The following is a 17,946-nucleotide window of genomic DNA, read 5'->3' as shown; positions in this document are numbered from 1 at the left end:
CGGGGTTGAAGAGGCGGCCAGTGACCTTGTGCTGTTTGCGACGCTGACGACATCGTCGGGCCCGGGTGGGTCGCCGGCCTGCATACAGCCATCCGGGATGCTGACCTCATACTCGGGCTGGACACCTGGGTCGACCGCCCACTACTCGTCAGGCTCGCCCCAGCCACCGGGGATCTGATTCACGATGGTCCAGCGTGGGTCCAGCTGCCATGCCACAACCTCGTCCCCGTACGTGCGGGTGTGGAAGCCCGGCGCCCAGATGAGCTCATGGTTGTCGCCGTGGGCCACACTGCTCATGTACCCACCCCAGTACGAGAACGTTGAGTTGGCAAGGACGAGCCGTCGGGACCGCGCCAGGTCAAGCAGGTTCTGCACCGGGCCGTCCCCAGGGGACTGCCACATGGGGTGGCCGTACTCCTTCACGAATCCCAGGTGTTGCTTGCACCAATCAATGTCGTCAGACACCACCCGAACGGAGGTAATCGGCGCCTGTGCCGCTGACCCCGCCAGCGCCAAGCGCACATACTCGGCGATGTTGAATCCGTAGAGTTCGCGAAACTCGCGGACCGCGTAGTAGTCGCCGCGACGCACGTTGACCGTCACGGTACCGACGTCATGCGCGACCCCCGGCCACTGGGGTGCTGTGAGCATGCGCTCCTGGATGAACGAGTCCAAGACTGACTCGAACGACTCGAACTGCTGGAACCATCCGTGGCGACGTGCATCCGTGAGCCGCATCTCGCGCCGACCGATCACGAGCTCGGCAAGCCCGGGGAAGACGTCGAGCCAAGGTTCCAGCGCCGCCGTTCTTGTAGCGAGTCCTTCCCTCCCATCCAGGCGGACCCGGTGTGCCTCCAAAAGGATGTAGAGGATGTTCCCGATTCCCACGCCGCTGGGGGGCACCAAATGCACCATGCGGTGGCTGCGCGCCCGCACTCGATCCAGCGGGGCAGTCGCAAGACGTCGCAGCCAGCCTTTCACGGGGCACTCCTTGCATTCCACCCGTGCAGAACGAGCGCGAGTTCTCGCCGGAAGCTACGGAGGGGGTGAACTTCCTTACCGAGGACGCGGCGCCCCGCGTTGTAGCCCAGATTGACAACACTGGCCGCGGTGAGGCCAACCAGCAGCCCCGCAGCACCGCCCCACTTGGCGTGGTACTTGAACCGGGCATCGACCAACCAACCAGATTTGCGGCTTGGGTCGGATGAACCGCCCCCCGCGTGTCTCAGCTCCACTCCGGGGACATAGATCGAATGCACCCCGGCTGACGCCAGCCGTCGCTGCAGGTCAATCTCTTCGCAGTTCATGAAGAAACGTTCGTCGAACCCACCAACCTGTCGGAAGGCACTGGTCGGGAGGAGCAGGCAGACTCCCACCAGCCACTCCACCTTCGTGTCTGCTGCCGCATTGTGGGCTCGCAGGTCGGCACCCCAGAACCGGTCCAACCACGCGGCCCCGTGCCACCGCGCCAGGGGTTGCAGCCACTCCGCTACGATCCCGAGCACCCGTGGCCATCGCCATGCGCTCACCTTCGGGACTCCCGCCTCGACCACCCGCGGTCCGAGCAGCGAAGGGGGGTGCTGTCCGGCATGGGCCAGCAACTCCGACACGAATGTGGCGGACAGTTCGACGTCACTGTTCAACACCATGACCATCGGGTGACGCGCGACGGCAACACCGGTGTTCACCGCGGAACCAAACCCGCCGTTGGTGTCGCGTCGCACCACCTCATAGCCATCCCCGGGTGGAAATGGTTCTGGTGAGCAGTCATCCGCGATGATGACCTGCAGGGGTCCAGCGTGCTTCTGGGCCTTGAGTTGTTCGATGAGCAGCGCTGTCGGCTCGGGATCACCGTAATGGGGAATCACCACGCTCAACGCCGGTGCTGCCATGGGGCTCATCCTTGCGCCTCTGCGGAAGCCTCGTCATCAAGACGCCCCAGCTCGACCATTCGCGCGAACGCGGAGGACTGCTGGCGCACTTCTGAGAAGGTACCGCGCCCGGTTACCCGACCATCTTCCAGGAACACCAGCTGGTCAACGTGCCGCACGGTCGAGAGCCGGTGGGCGACAATGACTGTGGTGATCTCACCAGCGAAGTCACGCAGCGTCCGCGAGATCTGGTCCTCTGTCTCGTTGTCCAGGGCCGAAGTCGCTTCGTCCAGCACGATGACGCTCGGACGCCGGTACAGGGCCCTGGCGATACCGATGCGTTGCCGCTGTCCGCCGGACAGTCGGGACCCCCGTTCTCCCAGCAGGGAGTCCAGCCCATCGGGCAGGTCGGCAACGACATCCCCCAGGCGAGCACGATCCAGGCAGTCCAGGATTCGTGCCTCGTCCCACTCGTGGGGTGGTTCTCCGAATGCCACGTTGGCAGCCAAGGAGTCGTGGATGACGAACACATCCTGGGGAACGTAGGCCACCTGCGCTCGCCAGGCGGCGTCCAGTTCACTGATCGACGTGCCGCCGTAAGTCACTGTGCCCCGCTCGATCGGGATGAGTCCCAGCATGATGTCGACCAAGGTCGTCTTGCCCGAACCGCTGGATCCGCACAGTGCCAAGGAAGTGCCTGCCGGGATGGACAGGGTGATGTCCTCCAAGACGTCGTGCTTGCCGTCCGGGTAGCGGAAAGAAACCCCGGCGACCTCCAGCGGTGCCGGCCGCGATCCACTGGCGGACTGGAGGGACCCTGCTGTGCGGCTCCCCTCGGCCGGAAGTCGCTTGAGTTCCGTGACGACCAGCTCCAGACCGGCCTTCCCACTGCGGACCGAGCCAAGGGTGGAAGTCAGACTGCCCATCACCGGTAGCAGCCGCACCGTCGCCGCCACGAAGACAGTCAAGGTCGGCACCATTTCGGACGGGTCGTAGAACAGCAGGACGACAGCCAGGATGAGGGCAATACCAGAAATGCTGGCCAGTTCCAGAACGTTTCTGGGGATGCTTCCGTAGATCTGAGCACGTCGCCCTGCCTGGGCGTTCACTTCGCTGGCCTCACGGAACCGGGAGAGGAACTCGTCCTTGGCATCGTGCATGCGCACCTCGCGGAAGCCGCTGATGGCATTGACCAGCGCCAAGCTCTTGGCCCAGGCTGACATCACCGCCTCTTCCCCTGCCCTGACATTGCGGCGCGCCAGCACCCGTTGGATCACATACACGGCGACACCGAAGTAGGCGAGCGCCATGAGCGTCACCGCAGGCGTAATCGACACCAGCAGTCCCAGGATGAGCGCGATTGAGAGCGCAGAGGACACGAGGGCCAAAAGCCCCCCCAGCACCTTGCTGTGTGCATCGGCCACGGCAACATCAATGGTGCGAAGGAGCTCGGCAGTCGTTCGGCGTCGGTGTGCAACATAGTCTTCCGACAAATAGGCGTCGAGCAGTCGCGTGGAAGTACGGATCTGCAGTCGCACGATCAGACCACTGCTGCCCCACTGCAGCACCAGGCTGGCGATGGCCTTCAAGGTGAAGGCGATGACCATGAGCCCAGCCATGATGAGGACAAATGCAGTGCGGGAGGGCTCACCGGGCAGCAATCGGTAGATGACTCCGATGTAGCCCTCGTGCATGTCAGCCCCGAGCATGACCTGCATGAGCGGGAGCACCGCGGCAAGGCCAACCAGGTCGAACAGAGCCAACAGGAACTGGGCAGCAGTGAACCCCACAAGCTTCCAGCGCTCAGCGCTCGTGAAGGTCCCGAACAGGAACCGGATGTTCTCAGTCACGCGGCACCCCCGCTTCGACGATGGCCGCGTTGAGTTGGCTGAGTTCCTGGGTGAGCGTGGGAGTCTCCACTCCCAGTTCCTCCGAGATCTCACGCACCCGGTGGCGCCAGTCAAGCGCAGCCAGCGCGTGCGCATGCAGACTCAGCGAGGCGCTTTCAGTCCACCCGCCGACGGCCGCCGCGATGGCCTCGATGCCTGCCTCGCGTGTGCTGACGTCAACCTCGACCCGGGCGGCCTCCGGAATGAGGGATGCCGCCCGAACCTGTGGGAACTGGCCAGCAATGCGCACGCCGCACGTCACCGCGTCGGTGAACCTGGCGGTGATGTAGTCACGGGTGCGATGGGTGTAGTCGGCGGGGCTCGCGAGATTGCTGGAAGCCAGGACGACCTTGGCACGCGACAGCTGACGGATGACCTCTCGTTGGTTCGCCAGCCCGTCGGTCTGACTACCGGGGAAGCTGCCCTGGTAGCTCAGCCCGCGTTCAGCGAAGAGTGCCCGGTTGGCCTCATTGTCGTTCCAGGCCGCTGGTTGTCGCCCCAGCCGCAGCACGTCGACGTCACGGGCGGACGACCCCGGCCAGCCGAGGGCGTCCGAGCCCCATGGCGCCCACCCGACGGGCACTCGCATCGCCGTGGCGTAGCGTTCCACGAGCTCGGCATCGGTCACCCAGACCCGGTCGATCGTGCGTCGTTCCCGTGCGAATCGTGGGATGCGCTCGTCCCAGAACGAGTCGATCACCCAGGCGCCGACCTGGTCGAACCGGCCGAGCAGCACGCGGGCGTCGGCCAGTGCCAGCAGGTCACCGGGGTGGGCGGCGATCACCAGCAGCGGCCCCCGTCGACCCCGCAGCCTGGGCAGCATCGAAGCAAGCTTCCTGGGCAAGGAGTAGTCCTTGGTGGGGTGCACCTCCACCAGCTGAGCCTCCCACAACCGTGCGACCAGATGGGCCAGCGCCGTCACGGGGCCCCAGCCGCCGGAAGAGGCGGGGGTCACGCACCAGACCTGCGCCGTCATCGGGTGAGCCCCCTTCGGCGCAGTTGGTCGAGGGCGTCGTCCCACACGGACGAATCCGCGCCGGGCGCGGCCCACGACCTGGTGATGAAGTCAGCGATCGCGTCAGCGCTCGAGGTCTTCGGCTCGGGTGCACCGACCGATCGCAGCCGAGACAGATCTGCACAGGCATGCTCGATGTCGCCGGCACGCTTGACCTCGACGTGTTCAAAGCTGCCGCCGTGGGGTGCGGCCGCGATGGCATGGGTGGCGATGTCGACGAGCGTGGTGCGGGTGCCGGTGCCGACGTTGAGCACCAGGGGTTCCCCTGTCGCGGTGCGCCCGAGCGCCCAGGCGATCACTGCGGCGACATCACTGACGTGCACAAAGTCGCGGGTTTCATGGCCGTCACCGTAGATCTGCAGCGGTTTCCCCTCTCGCAGCCGGGCCAGGAAGGCCGCGAGCACCCCGGTATAGGGGTTGTGCAGGGCTTGGCCATGTCCGACCACGTTCTGTGGCCGCAGGATGGTCACCGGGACACCATTCGCGACCTGCGCCAGCGCCAGTTCGGCGTCGACCTTGGTCTGGCCGTACACCGACACTGGCACCAACCGGTCGTCCTCCCGGGATGCCTCGGGCACCGCATCAGCGCTGTCTCGGGCGCCGAAGGTCACCTCACCGAAGCTCGTCCGATAACGACCCTCGCCGTAGACAGCACGCGAACTCAGCGACACCAGCGATGCACCCCACCGGGAGGCTGCCAGGCCGGCCAGCCGGGTGCCCTCAATGTTGACGCGACGGTACCGGTCCTGTTCGTACATGGACTGGGCCGTGCCGGTCTCCGCCGCAAGGTGAACCACGGCGTCCACCGTCGGGAGCCCGGCCCAGATGTCGGCATCGGCCACGTCACCGACCACCACCTCGCCGGGGAAGCGCTGCCGAGCCACCTCGGGGTCCAGGTGCACCTGGTCGGTGAGCAGGTCCAGGGCGACCAGGTCGTGGTCGGCGGACAACAGTGCGGCCAGGTGCTGGCCGATGAACCCGCAGCCGCCGGTGATCAGGATCCTCACGCCACTGACACCCCCGAGCGTTCCGGCACCAGGTCGCCCGGCAGATTCTGTGGGGACTCGAGCGGGACTCCCCACCTCAGCCGCCAGGCCATCCCCAGCACGAGGAACGCCGGGGTGGTGAAGAAGACCTCGCCCAACTGCCAGGCGCAGACGAGAACCACGACGATGGCGCCTTCGGCGAACAGCAGTGGCTGCCCCACCCTGCCCGGCTGCAGCAGCCCGAGCCCGAGCACCAGGATCAGCACACCCATGATGGCGATCATGATCCAGCCACCCTCGATGCGCATCGCCGCATAGGAGTCGTGGAACCACATGAATCGGGTCCCGCCCAACAGGACCCATGCCGTGGTCAGCCCCTCCCCGTACCAGGGGGCGTTGGCGACCTTCAGTTCCGTCGCGATGCGGATCTGCTCGCGGAACCAGTCGGTCTCCCCCCGATCTGCGAACAACCCCATCCGGGCGAACTGCCGCTCGACCACGCCCAGCAGCCAGATGAGCGTGCCGACCAGTGCGAACCTCCACAGCAATGGCAGCCGGTTGCGCAGCAGCACCCAGACCAGCCCGGCGACGGCGGCTGCCATCGAGGTGCGCGAACCGGTCAACACCAGCGGCACGGCCAGCACCACCACATGGACCAGCTGCGACTGCCACCGCCGGTACAACGCCAACCCAGCCACCAGGACCACGGCGTACATCAACCCGGCGACGTTCTTGTCGCCCAGAAAGCCCGTCAAGTAGGGCGGGTAGGCATTCGACGTCAGCCCGGCATAGAAGAGACCGACGTTGGCGAGCAGCCCGACGGTGAGGCCGGCCAACAGCGAGCGCAGGTGCACCCTGCCCACGGCTATGGTCAGCGCGAACACGAACAGCAGCACCATCTTGGTGGACCGCTGGACCCAGTCCAATGCGTTGAGCTGGGTCACCACGATGACGGCGACCATCATGACCGCGAACAGTGCCACCATCAGCCCCCGGTGACGCAGTTGATGCGTCGGGCGGCGCAGAGCACCCAGCAGGATCAGCAGGCCGACGACAGCGATGCCGGTGGGTTGTGCCACGACGGGCAGGGGGTAGCGGTCCCACAGCAGGGCGAATCCCAGCACGAAGTCGAGCGCCACCAGCCCGGCCAGCTGCCCTGACAGCCCGCTGGGGGTGCCGCTGCTGGTCGACCCGGGGCCTTCCAGCAGCAGTTTCTCGGGGGCCGTCACCCCGTTCACCCGAGCTCAGTCCCTCACGCCGCGGCGGGCCCGAGGGGCTTGGGCGCTGCTCGTCAGCGATTCGAACTCCGAGGCCACCCCCGGCCCCGCCGGAGCACCGGGCAGGACGACTTCTGACTCGGGCCCGGACTGCTTGGCCGAGGAGTAGTAGACCTCATTGCGAGAGGAGTAGTACGTGCGGCCGTAACCGTAGGTCGCGTCCCCCAGCGACCGCTTCGGCACCCGGTTGAGCACGGTGCCCAGCAGCCCGGCACCGACCATTTCCAACTGGTCCGCACAGACCCTGACCTGGTCCTTCGGGGTCTTGCCGGCCACTGCCACGAAGATGGCTCCGTCGCTCGCCGCCGCAAGCAGCGCAGCGTCCGTCACCGCCAGCATGGGGGGTGAGTCGATGATCACCATGGAATCCCTGCTCAACTGCTCAACCAGGTCAGCCATCTTGCGCGAGCCGGCCAACTCGCTGGGATTGGGTGGCACCCGCCCGGCGGGCAGCAGCCGCAGGCCCGGCACCTCGGTCTGGATCATGGCCTCCCCCACGGGGAGGTCGCCCGCGAGCACCTGGGACAACCCCAGGGAGGAATCCACCCCGAAGATCGTGGCCTGGGAGGGACGCCGCAGGTCACAGTCGACCAGGACTACGCTCTGACCTGACAGGGCGACCAGCTTGGCCAGGTTCGCCGCAATGCTCGACTTGCCCTCACTGGGGTTGGCGCTGGTCACGACCAACGTGCGCACCGGGTCATCGACGTGCACGAAGCGCAGGTTGGTGCGCAGCTTGCGCATCGCCTCACCGACATGCCCGGTCAGCGGCTGCGTGACGAGCTTGCCTGAGCGCTGCTTGCGGACGAGAGCCGAGTCGGGGATCACGCCGAGTACGGCGTGGCCAGTGAGTTCCTCGACGTCCTCCTTAGTCCGCACGTTGGTGTCCAGTTGGCGGCGCACCACGCTGATGACCAGTCCCAGCAGCAACCCGGCGGCGGCCCCCAGCAGCACGTTTCGGACCAGGTTGGGACGATCCGGTGTGGTCGGCTGAGTTGCTGGCTGATAAGGCAAAATATGGATTGCCGTCAATCTCAGCAATTCTTCAGTGGGACGTTCCTCGCCCTGTGTTTGAGCATAGGTTTCCACCCGCAAAGCCTCGGCCGTCAAAGCGCGCAGCGCGGCATCCGCGGTAGCGCTCGCACTTTCCGGCGTCGCGGCCGACGCGCTGACGGTGATGAAGGTGGTTCCGGTCGAGGTGGAGGCCGAGTAGCTACCCACGGGGATGCCCTGCGCACCCAGGTCCGCCTGCACCCTTTCCCCCACCGCACGGGTGCCGATCAGGTTCACATAGGCGTCCGCGCGGGCGCGAGCGAACTGGTCACCCATCGTCGCGTTGGCCACGCTGCTGGTGTCGCCGGCGACCACCAGGCCGACAGCGCTGGCCCGGTACACCTCGGGACGAGTCCAGGTCCAGGCCAGCGCTGCCCCCGCCCCGAGCACCGTGCACAGCAGCAGGATGCCGATGTTCTTGCGCAGCAAACGCGCAAGGTCGAGCAGCGTCATGGGGTACCTCTCGCAACGAAATTCTGGGGCGAGAATGCGTCCTGATCAGGAGTGGACAAATGCGTCTCGCCCGATCGATAATGCCATACAGCTCCCCTCTCACGACAGCGCGTCTCCTTCCCGCGACAGCGCGCCCGTGGTACGCGATCGGATCCCGAAGGAGCAGTCTCTTGGGCCAAGTCCTGGTACCGGCCCCCTCACGCCCCCTCCTGCAGGGGGCTCATCGTGCTCACCACCAAGGCCGCTGGACGGTCGCCCTGACCCTGTTCGCCGTCGACGCGGTGCTCGTGGCGCTGTCCTGCACCCTGGCCCTGAACCTGCGTAGTCAGCTCACCCTGTTCGGGCCGACCGGCGATGTGATGACGCTGGTCGCCCCTGTCATGGCCCTGTTCATCGGCACCTGGCTGGTGACCCTGGTCGCCAGCGGTGCCTATCGCCAGCGCCTGTTGGGTGCCGGCACGACCGAGTACAGCGTGGTGGCCCGCGCCAGCGTGCTGACCGCGGCCGTGATCGGCATTTCTGCCTACCTGGCCGACTACCCGCTGTCTCGCGCCTTTTTCTTCCTGGCCTTCATCATCGGCACACCGGCACTGCTGCTGGGCCGACTGCTGATGCGCCGAGTACTCCATGCCGCGCGCCGTCGAGGCGCCATGCGCCTGCCCGTCCTCGTGGTGGGCGATCCGTTCCGCATCAGCGACTTCTCGAAGGTGCTCCACCGTGAAACGTGGATCGGGTACGACGTTGTCGGTGCCCTGACCCATGACACGGGCTACGAGTTGCCTCATGAGATCGCGGTGCTGGGAACGCCGCACGATGCGTTGTCGGCAGTCCACGAGTCCGGTGCTCGCGCCGTCATCTTCCTGGAGGGGTCCTTCCGCGAGTCCCAGGACTTCAACAAGCTTGCCCGCGAGTTGGAACGAGAACATGCCCAGCTGATCGTCGTTCCGTCGCTGACCGAGCTGAGTTCGACCCGGGTCGACATGCAGACCATCGCTGGTGTGCCCCTGTTGACGGTGGCGAAGCCCCAGGCGGTCCGGGCAGGGCGCTGGGTCAAGCGCAGCTTCGACATCATCGTTGCCTCCCTGGGCCTGGTGCTGGCCAGCCCGCTGATGCTGGTCACTGCTCTGGCCATCAAGCGCGAGGATGCTGGGCCGGTGATCTTCCGGCAGACCCGCGTCGGCAAGGACGGCGTCCTGTTCCACTGCCTGAAGTTCCGCAGCATGGTCACCAATGCCGACGAGTTGAAGAAGACGATCGACAGCCATGACGGCGAGGGACTGCTCTTCAAGCTCAAGCGTGACCCCCGGGTCACCAAGGTCGGCCGAGTGATCCGTCGCTACTCCATCGACGAACTGCCGCAACTGTGGAACATCCTGCGCGGCGAGATGAGCCTGGTCGGCCCCCGACCGGCACTGGAGTCGGAGGTGAGCCGCTACGAAGGCGACGTGTCGCGCCGGCTGGCGGTGCGTCCCGGCCTCACCGGCCTGTGGCAGGTGTCCGGCCGATCCGACCTGCCCTGGGAGGAAGCAGTGCGCCTCGACCTCTACTACGTGGACAACTGGGCCTTCGTGCAGGACCTGGCGATCATGGCCCGCACCGCCAAGGCCGTCTTCAGCTCACGCGGCGCCTACTGAGGACTTGGGTGCGCGAGAACTACGGTCGGCGCACGCCCGAGCAGGCGGTAGCGCACATGCCCCTCCAGTGACCCCAGTGCACCACCGAAACGGCGCGCCCACCCCAAGCGCTGCTCCGGGTTCATCCGTATCCACCTCAGGCCGGCCACGCCCGCGCGCAGCGTTTCCTGCAGGCTCCACTTGAAGCTCTTGCCCGAGACGGGTCGCCCGGCCTGCATGGACCGCACCCACAGCAGCACATCACCCCGCTGGTAGGCACGGCGCTGGCGCAGCACAGCGGCAGGGCTCTCTCGGAGGCGATAGTGCACCTGGGCTTCCTCGGCATGGACGAACGCCAAGCCGGATTCCTGGGCGCGCCAGGAGAAGTCCACGTCATCGGAACCGCCCACCATGGACTCGTCCATGCCACCGATGGCGAGGTAGTCCTCGCGGGTGATCCCCAGGCAGCATCCGAAGGCAAACGGGAGGTATCCCATGTACGGCGCGGGCTGCCAAACCCCCATTCCGTCCAGGACCTGCCGCTGGAGATCGGAGTTGAGCCGGTCATAGACCAGTTCCCCCGCGACGATTCGTCCGCCCTGACCAACCGCGGCGCTCATGGCGCGCACCCAATGCTCGTCCACGATGTCATCGGAGTCACAGATCAGGACAGTCGCCCCGGCCGCGTGGCGAACACCTTCATTTCTGGCGTGGCACACCCCGGCGCGCTCCCACGCCCTCACAATGCGAACTCGTAAGCTGCCGGCGAATGGCGCACAGGCCTGGTCCAACCCGTCCGTGGATCGGTTGTCCACGACGACCACCTCGAAGGCCGGTGGGTTGACCTGACGCGCCAACGCCTCCAGTTGATCTGCGATCTGGTGGGCCGCGTTGTAGCAGGGCACAACCACTGAAACATCCACGGACTCCATTGCCCCTCCTGAAATGCACCCTATCGGAGGAGCCACCCAGGAATGGTGGCGCTAGAGTGCCCCCATGGGGCTGTCAAAGGTTCGCTCTGACCTGCTGGGCCGGGCACGCAGGGCCAAACACGCCTGGCGATCCGTCAACCAACGCGTCGTGGAACCACGACGAATCGCCGCCCGGGATGCGGTCTACGCCCGACTCGAACGCCTGGCACCTTATGAGTTCGACCCCGGCTACTACCCGCACCACTTCGTCCGCCGGCCGAGCCTGATCACGAGCACCCCGGGGCCCGCACCGCGACGAATCTGGACTGCCTGGATGGGCGACAATGAGATGACCCAGTCCCGGCGGGACTCGCTGCGCTCCATCCGGAGGCTGCACCCGCGCTTCGAGGTGGAACTCGTCACGATGGACTCCTTCCCGGAGCATCTGGTGGAGGGGCACCCGATCCACCCCGGGTTCGAGAGCCTGGGGCCGGTGCAGAAGTCGGACTACGTCCGGTGTTACCTGCTGCACCATCACGGCGGGGTGTGGTTGGACCTGAAGCCCACGACGGTGGGATGGGACGCCACCCTGGACAGGCTCAACGAGCGCGACGACCTGTGGGTGGCCGGCTACCCCGAAGTCACCACCCGGTACGTTGCCCTCGAGCCCGGGGTTCTGGGAAAGCACCTGGTCCGCCACTACACGCGACTGCTGGGGGCCAGCGCCTACGCCATGAAGGCCTACTCGCCCTTCACGAGCGACTGGTACGAGGAACAGCACGCGCGGCTGACCTACTGGCTGGACCCCCTGCAGCGATTCCCCGCGACCTCGCCCTACGAGATCCCCAGGGACCACCCCATCGGCTGGGGCGAACTTGCCTACAACATCACTCATCCGCTGAGCCTCAAGTACGGCCCACACCTGCTGCTCGACGGAGAACTGACCCCTGAACTGCGGAACTACCGTTAGGCGGTGCTACCGCGAGGTGGTCAAAAGGTTGCCAGGTCTGGCCCCGGCGGACTCCCAAGAACCTTGAACCGGAGCAGGCCCTCCAGTTCCCCCACGGCAGTACCGTACTGCCGCAGCAGTTCTCGGCGCCCATGACCACGGGTGGTGGCCCATCGGGCGGGGAACAGGACTGACTGGCGGACGAACTCGATCACGGAGTACCGCAGGCTGTATGAGGGTGGGATCTGATCGACCCAGCGCCGACGCAGCATGATGCTGTAGATGGACCAGCGCCGATGCTGGCGGAAAACGTCCTTGGCTCCTGCCCGCACCCTGTAATGCACGAGCGCCGGCACTGAGCTCAACTCGACGCCGGCCACCTGGGCCCGCCACCCGAAGTCGATGTCCTCCGCGTAGGGATAGCTCTCATCAAACCCTCCGACCGCCCTGGCATCTCGGGCCGACACGCCAAGGTTCCCGGACTCAATGCCCGGCTTGAACCCGCACCGCATGATGAGCCCGTCTGTGAGCCCAGCACCCTGGTAGCTGTCCGGCGAGTTCAACAGGGTGTAGTCGCCCCAGCCATTCACCATCGCCCCCGGACGCACGTACGAGGCCATCACCTCGACCCAGTCATCGGAGACCATGTCATCGGCATCGCAGAACAACAGCACCTGGCCGAGAGCGGCGCCGATGCCGACATTGCGGGCATGGGAGGCAGATCGACGATCGCTGGCATCAACGATGCGCAGGCCAGGTACCCGGCCGACCCACATCTGGCACACCTGCGTCGTCGAGTCGACCGACCCGTTGTCACACACCACCACCTCGAAGGATCGCGAGGTGGTCTGCCGAGCCAGTGCCGCCAACTGCTGACCGATGCACCAGGCCCCATTCAGCACCGGGATGATCACTGAAACCTCAACCACGAGGTGCCCCCTTGTTCTGTTCGTCAAGCAACTCATCGCGCAGGGACCTGGATCTCGCCTGCGGGGGTCCGTCCACAGAAACACGCACGATCCAGATGGTCACCACCATCGCCGTCGCCAGACCCCATGACCAAGCCTGCCTGCCCAGATAGCTCATGGTGACAAACATCTCGCCCGACAAGGCCACCAGCACCACCGTCGTCACCACTGCCTGTCTGACTGAGGTCCAGCGGACCAGCCCCAGCGCGAGCACTGCCGGCAGCAGGTACCAAGGCCTGCCAGCGGGCCCGATGATGCACACGACGAGCAGCGTCAAAGCCGCAAACATCGGGGCATCCGGGAGTTCCACGGTGAGGGCCACCACCAGCAACACTGCGACCGCAGCGAGGCTGCACCACAACATCGCATGTGGGGCGAGCTGCCCATGCACGCCTTCGAGAGGCCCGCCGACTCGACCGGCCACGTCAGCAAAGATCGACCACATCGAGGACGAAGCCCACGACGGGTCGCCGGTGGCCCCAGTCCAGTGGGCACCGAAGGGACTCAACCGCGACCCAAGCGCCACGATGCCCACGAGCGCGGCAACCACCAATCCGCTCACCACGGCGTGCATCAGCTGACGGCGCCGCCACCCACCTGCCACGGTGACGACCAGCGGCACGGAGAAGCACAGCACCAGCGCAGCCTGGGGCTTGATGCCCACGGCTAGCAGGGCCAGGGTTCCGGCCAGCACGAAGCGACCCGAACGGCGACCCGTGGTCGACATCAGAATCCAGAGTGCGGCCGCAGCGAGCGCCACCGCCACCAGGTCGAGGTGGATGCCAGCGATGCCATGCACCCAGAGCATCGGGTTCAGCGCCACTGCCCACGTGGCCTGATGGGGGGACACGCCAAACACATCAGCGAGTCGGGGAATCAGCACCCAGAGGGCCGCCAGCGCCACCACGCACAGCAACCTCATCAGCACCAGGGCCAGCCAGGAATGTCCGGCCGAGACCCACACCACAGCGGCCTGCAGCGCCAGCCCCACCGGCGGATAGGCAACCGTCGTGCCCGTCCACGACCCACCCCAATCGGCGTACGGACCGGCCACGCTGCCGGACGGAACAACGCTCGGGTCGAGACCCTGCAGCACGAGCCAGCCCTGCTCAACGTAGTTGTACACATCACCAGCACCCGGGGGAAGAAGCATCAGCGTGAAGCCCCACACTGCCGCGGTGAGCGTCAGGAGGTGGCGCCGCTGGTTTCGCAGGGCGAACCATGCCCCGAACAGCACCACCACCCCCACCATTCGGGCGCTGGCAGCCAGCTCCAGGGCACGATGCCCACCGCCTTGCCTGAACGGGGCCCACAGCCCGAACGGCCCATCGGGCATCGTCGGCGTGTTGAGCGCAGCACCCACCCCGAAGACAGCGAGCCCGACGGCACCGACAGTGATCGCGGCAGCCACGGGACCCCTGCGCGGGGTGTCCATCATGCCCACAACGCTTCCAGCGACCGGGCCCGGTGCACAAAGGTGTGCTCTGCCCGCGTCCTCGCCATCGCGGCCTCCCGGAGCGTCGTCATCCGCTCGGGTGCCGCCAGCACGTCCCGGCACGCTCGCACGAGCTCGTCCGGGTTGGTGAACACCAGCACCTCACGCCCCGGGTCGTAGTAGTGCTCGACCTCGGGCCGGTCGACCAGCTGCACGGCCCCGACCCCGGACGCCTCGAAGGTGCGCATCGTGAACCCGTCCTGGTCACCGTGCACGTTCAACGTGCCGAGGCCCGCCTTCATCACGCCGTACGCATCGGGCAGGTCGAGGTCACGCCCGGCCGGTACGGCCGGCGCATCGAGCCGAAACGTGCGGGCCCGGTCAACAAGGTGCGACGACCAGTCCCGACCGTGCGCCCGCACAGGCAGGCCGGCCTCGACCAGCGCCTGCAGGTACTCCTCACGCCGCCCGTAGCGCGCCCCGATGAAGCTGAACTCCCCCGTCGGGCCTGTCGGCGTCGGGGTGACCTCGGGGTCGAACGCCAGCGGCACATGCAGCGCCGCCACACCCTTGTCCCGCAACTGCGCCGCATCGGCGGAACTGTACGTGGCGATCGCGGCCAACTCACCGATGGTGTCGGGGTCATAACGCATGCGCCTGAGCTCGTCGTACAACCACATCGCCGGCACCGCACCCAGCTCGCGCACCTCGCCCCAGAAGGCCGTGGTCAGCACGTCACCGCGCACCACCAGCACGATGTCGGGTCGGGCGGCACGCACCGCCGCCGCTGCACGCGAGCTGACGAGGTCGGGCGACAGGTGGTTCTGCTGGCCCCGGAGCTTCGCCGGCAGCTCGTGGCGCACCTTGTTCCACAGCTTCTCGGCCTTGGGGGCTGCGTCGTAGCAGTAGGTGCTGGCGTCATAGCCCAACTGCTGGAACGCCGACTCGATCGAGCGCCAGTACCCGTGGAAGGTCGGGCTGACCAGCAGCAGTCTTCGAGCTTTCACACCGGGGCCTTCGTGCCGATCTGTCGGGCCGGGATGCCCCCCACCACCGTGTTGGCGGCGACGTCCTTGGTGACGACCGCGTTCGCGGCGACCGTGGCCCCGTCACCGATGGTCACGCCGCCCAGCACCACGACGTTCTGCCCCAGGAACACGCCGTCACCGATGACGACAGGCCCCGTTCCGGTGACACCATGGCGGTTGCCGCGCTCGTGATCCGTGCTGGTCACCAGCACGTTGTCGGCGAACACGCAGCCCGAGCCGATGCTCACGGGGTCGATCGAGTGCAGGTGGCAGCGGTGGCCGATGTAGTTGTTGTCACCGATGCTCAGCGACGAGGTCTCCCCCTCGGTGGCCAGCCACGCCCCGTCACGAATGATGGTCTGTGCACCGATCCGAATCCTGGAGACCCCGCTCAGCGTCATCGGGTTGACGATCACCGTCCCCCGGCCGATGTGGGCGAAGGCCCTGCGCAGGACGACCATCCAGGCCTGCGAACGCCGGTACCGCAGCCCCGGCAGCTTCTCGACGAATGTCCGCGCGACGTTCACCTACCACTCCCCATCGCCACCAGCTGGGCCAGGTAGGCCCCATAGCCCGACTTCGCGAACCGGTTCGCCCGCTCCAGCAGCCCTTCGTCGTCCAGAAAGCCCATCCGCCAGGCGGCCTCTTCGGGGCAACCGACCTGCAACCCCTGCCGGGCCTGGATCGTCCGCACGAAGTTTGACGCGTCGTTGAGTGAGTCGAAGGTGCCGGTGTCGAGCCAGGCGGTGCCCCGCGGCAGCACCGTCACCTGCAGCTGCCCACGTTCCAGGTAGGTGCGGTTGACGTCGGTGATCTCCAACTCACCGCGCGACGACGGCTTCAGGATGCGTGCGATCTCCACGACCTCATTGTCGTAGAAGTAGAGCCCGGGCACGGCGTAGTGCGACTTCGGGTGGGTCGGCTTCTCCTCGATCGTGATCGCCCGGCCGTCGTCGGCCACCTCGACCACTCCGTAGGCCGTCGGGTCGGCCACCCAGTAGCCGAAGATCGCCGCCCCCTCGACGTCGGCCCGGTTGCGCAGCTGGGTGCCCAGCCCCTGCCCGTAGAAGATGTTGTCGCCCAGCACCAGACAGACCTTCTCGCCCCCGATGAACTCGGCACCGATCGTGAAGGCCTGCGCCAACCCACCGGGGTCGGGCTGCACGGCATAGCTGATCTCGATGCCGAACTCCGAGCCGTCGCCGAGCAGGTGGCGGAAGCTCGCCGCCTCGTGCGGTGTGGTGATCACCCGCACCTCGCGGATGCCGGCGAAAATCAACGTCGACAACGGGTAGTAGATCATTGGCTTGTCATAGACCGGCACCAGTTGCTTGCTGGTGCCCAGGGTGATCGGGTGCAGGCGAGAACCTGTCCCGCCGGCCAAAATGATGCCGCGCATGCGCCACAGCATTCCATCGTTGGCGCGACCTGAACAGCCCCACCCATTCAGCATGGCCGCCATTTCGGGCCCCCACCCATCCGGCCTAGGATGACGGGCGTGAACATTCTGTGCACCGGCGGGGCCGGCTTCATCGGGTCGAACTTCGTTCGTCGGCACCTGGCGACGACCGCCGACCACGTGACGGTGCTGGATGCGCTCACCTACGCCGCGCAGCCGAGCTCACTGGCCGACCTGCCCCCCGACCGCTACCACCTGGTCGAGGGCGATGTGGCCGACGAACAGCTGGTCGACAACCTGGTCGCCGACCATGACGTGGTCGTCCATTTCGCGGCGGAAAGCCACAACGACAACTCGCTGCACGATCCGTCCCCATTCATTCGGACCAACCTTCTGGGAACCTTCAGCATCCTGGAAGCGGTCCGACGCCACCAGAAGCGACTGCACCACATTTCCACCGATGAGGTCTACGGCGACCTTGAACTCGACGACCCGGCCCGGTTCACGCCCACCACCCGCTACAACCCGTCGAGCCCCTATTCGGCCAGCAAGGCCGGCTCAGACCACCTGGTGCGCGCCTGGGTGCGCTCCTTTGGGGTGCACGCCACCATCTCGAACTGCTCCAACAACTACGGCCCCCGCCAGCACGTCGAGAAGTTCATTCCCCGCCAGATCACCAACATCCTCGACGGGCAGCGGCCCAAGCTGTACGGCGCCGGGCTGAACGTGCGCGACTGGATCCACGTCGACGACCACAACGCGGCCGTGCAGCGCATCATCGAGGCCGGTCGACCCGGTGAGACCTACCTGATCGGCGCCGACGGAGAACTCGACAACAAGTCGGTGATCGAACTCATCCTGGAACTGATGGGCGAACCCCGCGACGCCTACGACCACGTCAACGACCGTCCCGGCCACGACCTGCGCTATGCCATCGATTCGACCAAGCTGCGCGAGGAACTGTCCTGGCAGCCCCGGTTCACCAGCTTCCGCGAGGGCCTGGCCGCCACCATCGAGTGGTACCGCGCCAACGAGGACTGGTGGCGTCCGATGAAGCAGGCCACCGAGGCCAAGTACGCCGCGGCAGGCCAGTGACCGG

16 protein-coding genes are annotated in these 17,946 nt (G+C 66.6%); 3 read left to right on the top strand and 13 right to left on the bottom strand.

The window, feature by feature from the left end:
* Positions 1 to 141 precede the first annotated feature (141 nt).
* From ACQE3C_RS12050 to ACQE3C_RS12020, 7 genes are read right to left on the bottom strand one after another with little or no spacing between them, the layout of a single operon-like run.
* Entirely contained in the window at positions 142 to 981 is an 840-nt protein-coding gene (locus ACQE3C_RS12050) for an alpha-1,2-fucosyltransferase (RefSeq protein WP_434539426.1), read from the bottom strand.
* Positions 978 to 1,892 (bottom strand): glycosyltransferase family 2 protein, encoded by a 915-nt coding sequence (locus tag ACQE3C_RS12045; RefSeq protein ID WP_434539425.1) that lies wholly within the window; start codon positions 1,890 to 1,892, stop codon positions 978 to 980. Before ACQE3C_RS12045 ends, ACQE3C_RS12050 begins: the two co-directional genes overlap by 4 nt.
* A 5-nt stretch (positions 1,893 to 1,897) precedes the next feature.
* Positions 1,898 to 3,721 carry an ABC transporter ATP-binding protein gene (locus ACQE3C_RS12040; protein ID WP_434539424.1) on the bottom strand — a complete coding sequence of 608 codons (1,824 nt, stop codon included), beginning with the start codon at positions 3,719 to 3,721 and terminating at the stop codon, positions 1,898 to 1,900.
* A complete protein-coding gene (locus ACQE3C_RS12035) occupies positions 3,714 to 4,715 on the bottom strand; it encodes a hypothetical protein (protein WP_434539423.1) in 1,002 nt (333 codons plus the stop codon). The genes ACQE3C_RS12040 and ACQE3C_RS12035 overlap by 8 nt, the downstream gene beginning before the upstream one ends.
* 17 nt (positions 4,716 to 4,732) lie before the next feature.
* Positions 4,733 to 5,782 carry an NAD-dependent epimerase/dehydratase family protein gene (locus ACQE3C_RS12030; protein ID WP_434539422.1) on the bottom strand — a complete coding sequence of 350 codons (1,050 nt, stop codon included), beginning with the start codon at positions 5,780 to 5,782 and terminating at the stop codon, positions 4,733 to 4,735.
* Positions 5,779 to 6,990 (bottom strand): zinc ABC transporter permease, encoded by a 1,212-nt coding sequence (locus ACQE3C_RS12025; RefSeq protein WP_434539421.1) that lies wholly within the window; start codon positions 6,988 to 6,990, stop codon positions 5,779 to 5,781. Before ACQE3C_RS12025 ends, ACQE3C_RS12030 begins: the two co-directional genes overlap by 4 nt.
* A gap of 15 nt (positions 6,991 to 7,005) precedes the next feature.
* Positions 7,006 to 8,544 (bottom strand): polysaccharide biosynthesis tyrosine autokinase, encoded by a 1,539-nt coding sequence (locus ACQE3C_RS12020; RefSeq protein ID WP_434539420.1) that lies wholly within the window; start codon positions 8,542 to 8,544, stop codon positions 7,006 to 7,008.
* A 170-nt stretch (positions 8,545 to 8,714) separates the two neighbouring features.
* Between ACQE3C_RS12020 and ACQE3C_RS12015 the strand changes: the two genes are divergently transcribed.
* Positions 8,715 to 10,178: a sugar transferase gene (locus tag ACQE3C_RS12015; RefSeq protein WP_434539419.1), complete on the top strand. Its 1,464-nt coding sequence runs from the start codon at positions 8,715 to 8,717 to the stop codon at positions 10,176 to 10,178.
* Here the strand turns inward: ACQE3C_RS12015 and ACQE3C_RS12010 are convergent.
* Entirely contained in the window at positions 10,172 to 11,089 is a 918-nt protein-coding gene (locus ACQE3C_RS12010; RefSeq protein WP_434539418.1) for a glycosyltransferase family 2 protein, read from the bottom strand. The two genes, ACQE3C_RS12015 and ACQE3C_RS12010, sit on opposite strands and share 7 nt — an antisense overlap.
* Positions 11,090 to 11,237: 148 nt before the next feature.
* On the opposite strand from ACQE3C_RS12010, the gene ACQE3C_RS12005 reads away from it, so the two are divergent.
* Complete coding sequence (locus ACQE3C_RS12005; protein WP_434539417.1) at positions 11,238 to 12,038, top strand: capsular polysaccharide synthesis protein; 801 nt, start codon at positions 11,238 to 11,240, stop codon at positions 12,036 to 12,038.
* A gap of 20 nt (positions 12,039 to 12,058) precedes the next feature.
* Here ACQE3C_RS12005 and ACQE3C_RS12000 read toward each other — a convergent pair whose 3' ends face one another.
* Genes ACQE3C_RS12000 through rfbA form a run of 5 tightly spaced genes read right to left on the bottom strand, consistent with a single transcriptional unit; the run spans position 12,059 to position 16,847 of the window.
* On the bottom strand, positions 12,059 to 12,946 hold the full coding sequence (locus ACQE3C_RS12000; protein WP_434539416.1) for a glycosyltransferase family 2 protein: 888 nt from the start codon (positions 12,944 to 12,946) through the stop codon (positions 12,059 to 12,061).
* Complete coding sequence (locus ACQE3C_RS11995) at positions 12,939 to 14,396, bottom strand: hypothetical protein (protein WP_434539415.1); 1,458 nt, start codon at positions 14,394 to 14,396, stop codon at positions 12,939 to 12,941. The genes ACQE3C_RS12000 and ACQE3C_RS11995 overlap by 8 nt, the downstream gene beginning before the upstream one ends.
* A 23-nt stretch (positions 14,397 to 14,419) precedes the next feature.
* Positions 14,420 to 15,427, bottom strand: a complete 1,008-nt coding sequence (locus ACQE3C_RS11990) for a CgeB family protein (RefSeq protein WP_434539414.1) — start codon at positions 15,425 to 15,427, stop codon at positions 14,420 to 14,422.
* A complete protein-coding gene (locus tag ACQE3C_RS11985; RefSeq protein WP_434539413.1) occupies positions 15,424 to 15,975 on the bottom strand; it encodes an acyltransferase in 552 nt (183 codons plus the stop codon). The genes ACQE3C_RS11990 and ACQE3C_RS11985 overlap by 4 nt, the downstream gene beginning before the upstream one ends.
* The gene (gene rfbA, locus ACQE3C_RS11980) at positions 15,972 to 16,847 is read right to left on the bottom strand and encodes a glucose-1-phosphate thymidylyltransferase RfbA (protein WP_434539412.1); all 876 of its coding nucleotides are present in this window, start codon (positions 16,845 to 16,847) and stop codon (positions 15,972 to 15,974) included. The genes ACQE3C_RS11985 and rfbA overlap by 4 nt, the downstream gene beginning before the upstream one ends.
* A 90-nt stretch (positions 16,848 to 16,937) precedes the next feature.
* Here rfbA and rfbB point away from each other — a divergent pair, with 90 nt between their 5' ends.
* Entirely contained in the window at positions 16,938 to 17,942 is a 1,005-nt protein-coding gene (gene rfbB / locus ACQE3C_RS11975; protein ID WP_434539411.1) for a dTDP-glucose 4,6-dehydratase, read from the top strand.
* Positions 17,943 to 17,946 lie beyond the last annotated feature (4 nt).

The sequence above is a fragment of the Aestuariimicrobium sp. Y1814 genome (assembly GCF_050113895.1).
GTDB lineage: Bacteria > Actinomycetota > Actinomycetes > Propionibacteriales > Propionibacteriaceae > Aestuariimicrobium.
This window is presented reverse-complemented; position numbering and strand designations above follow the sequence as displayed.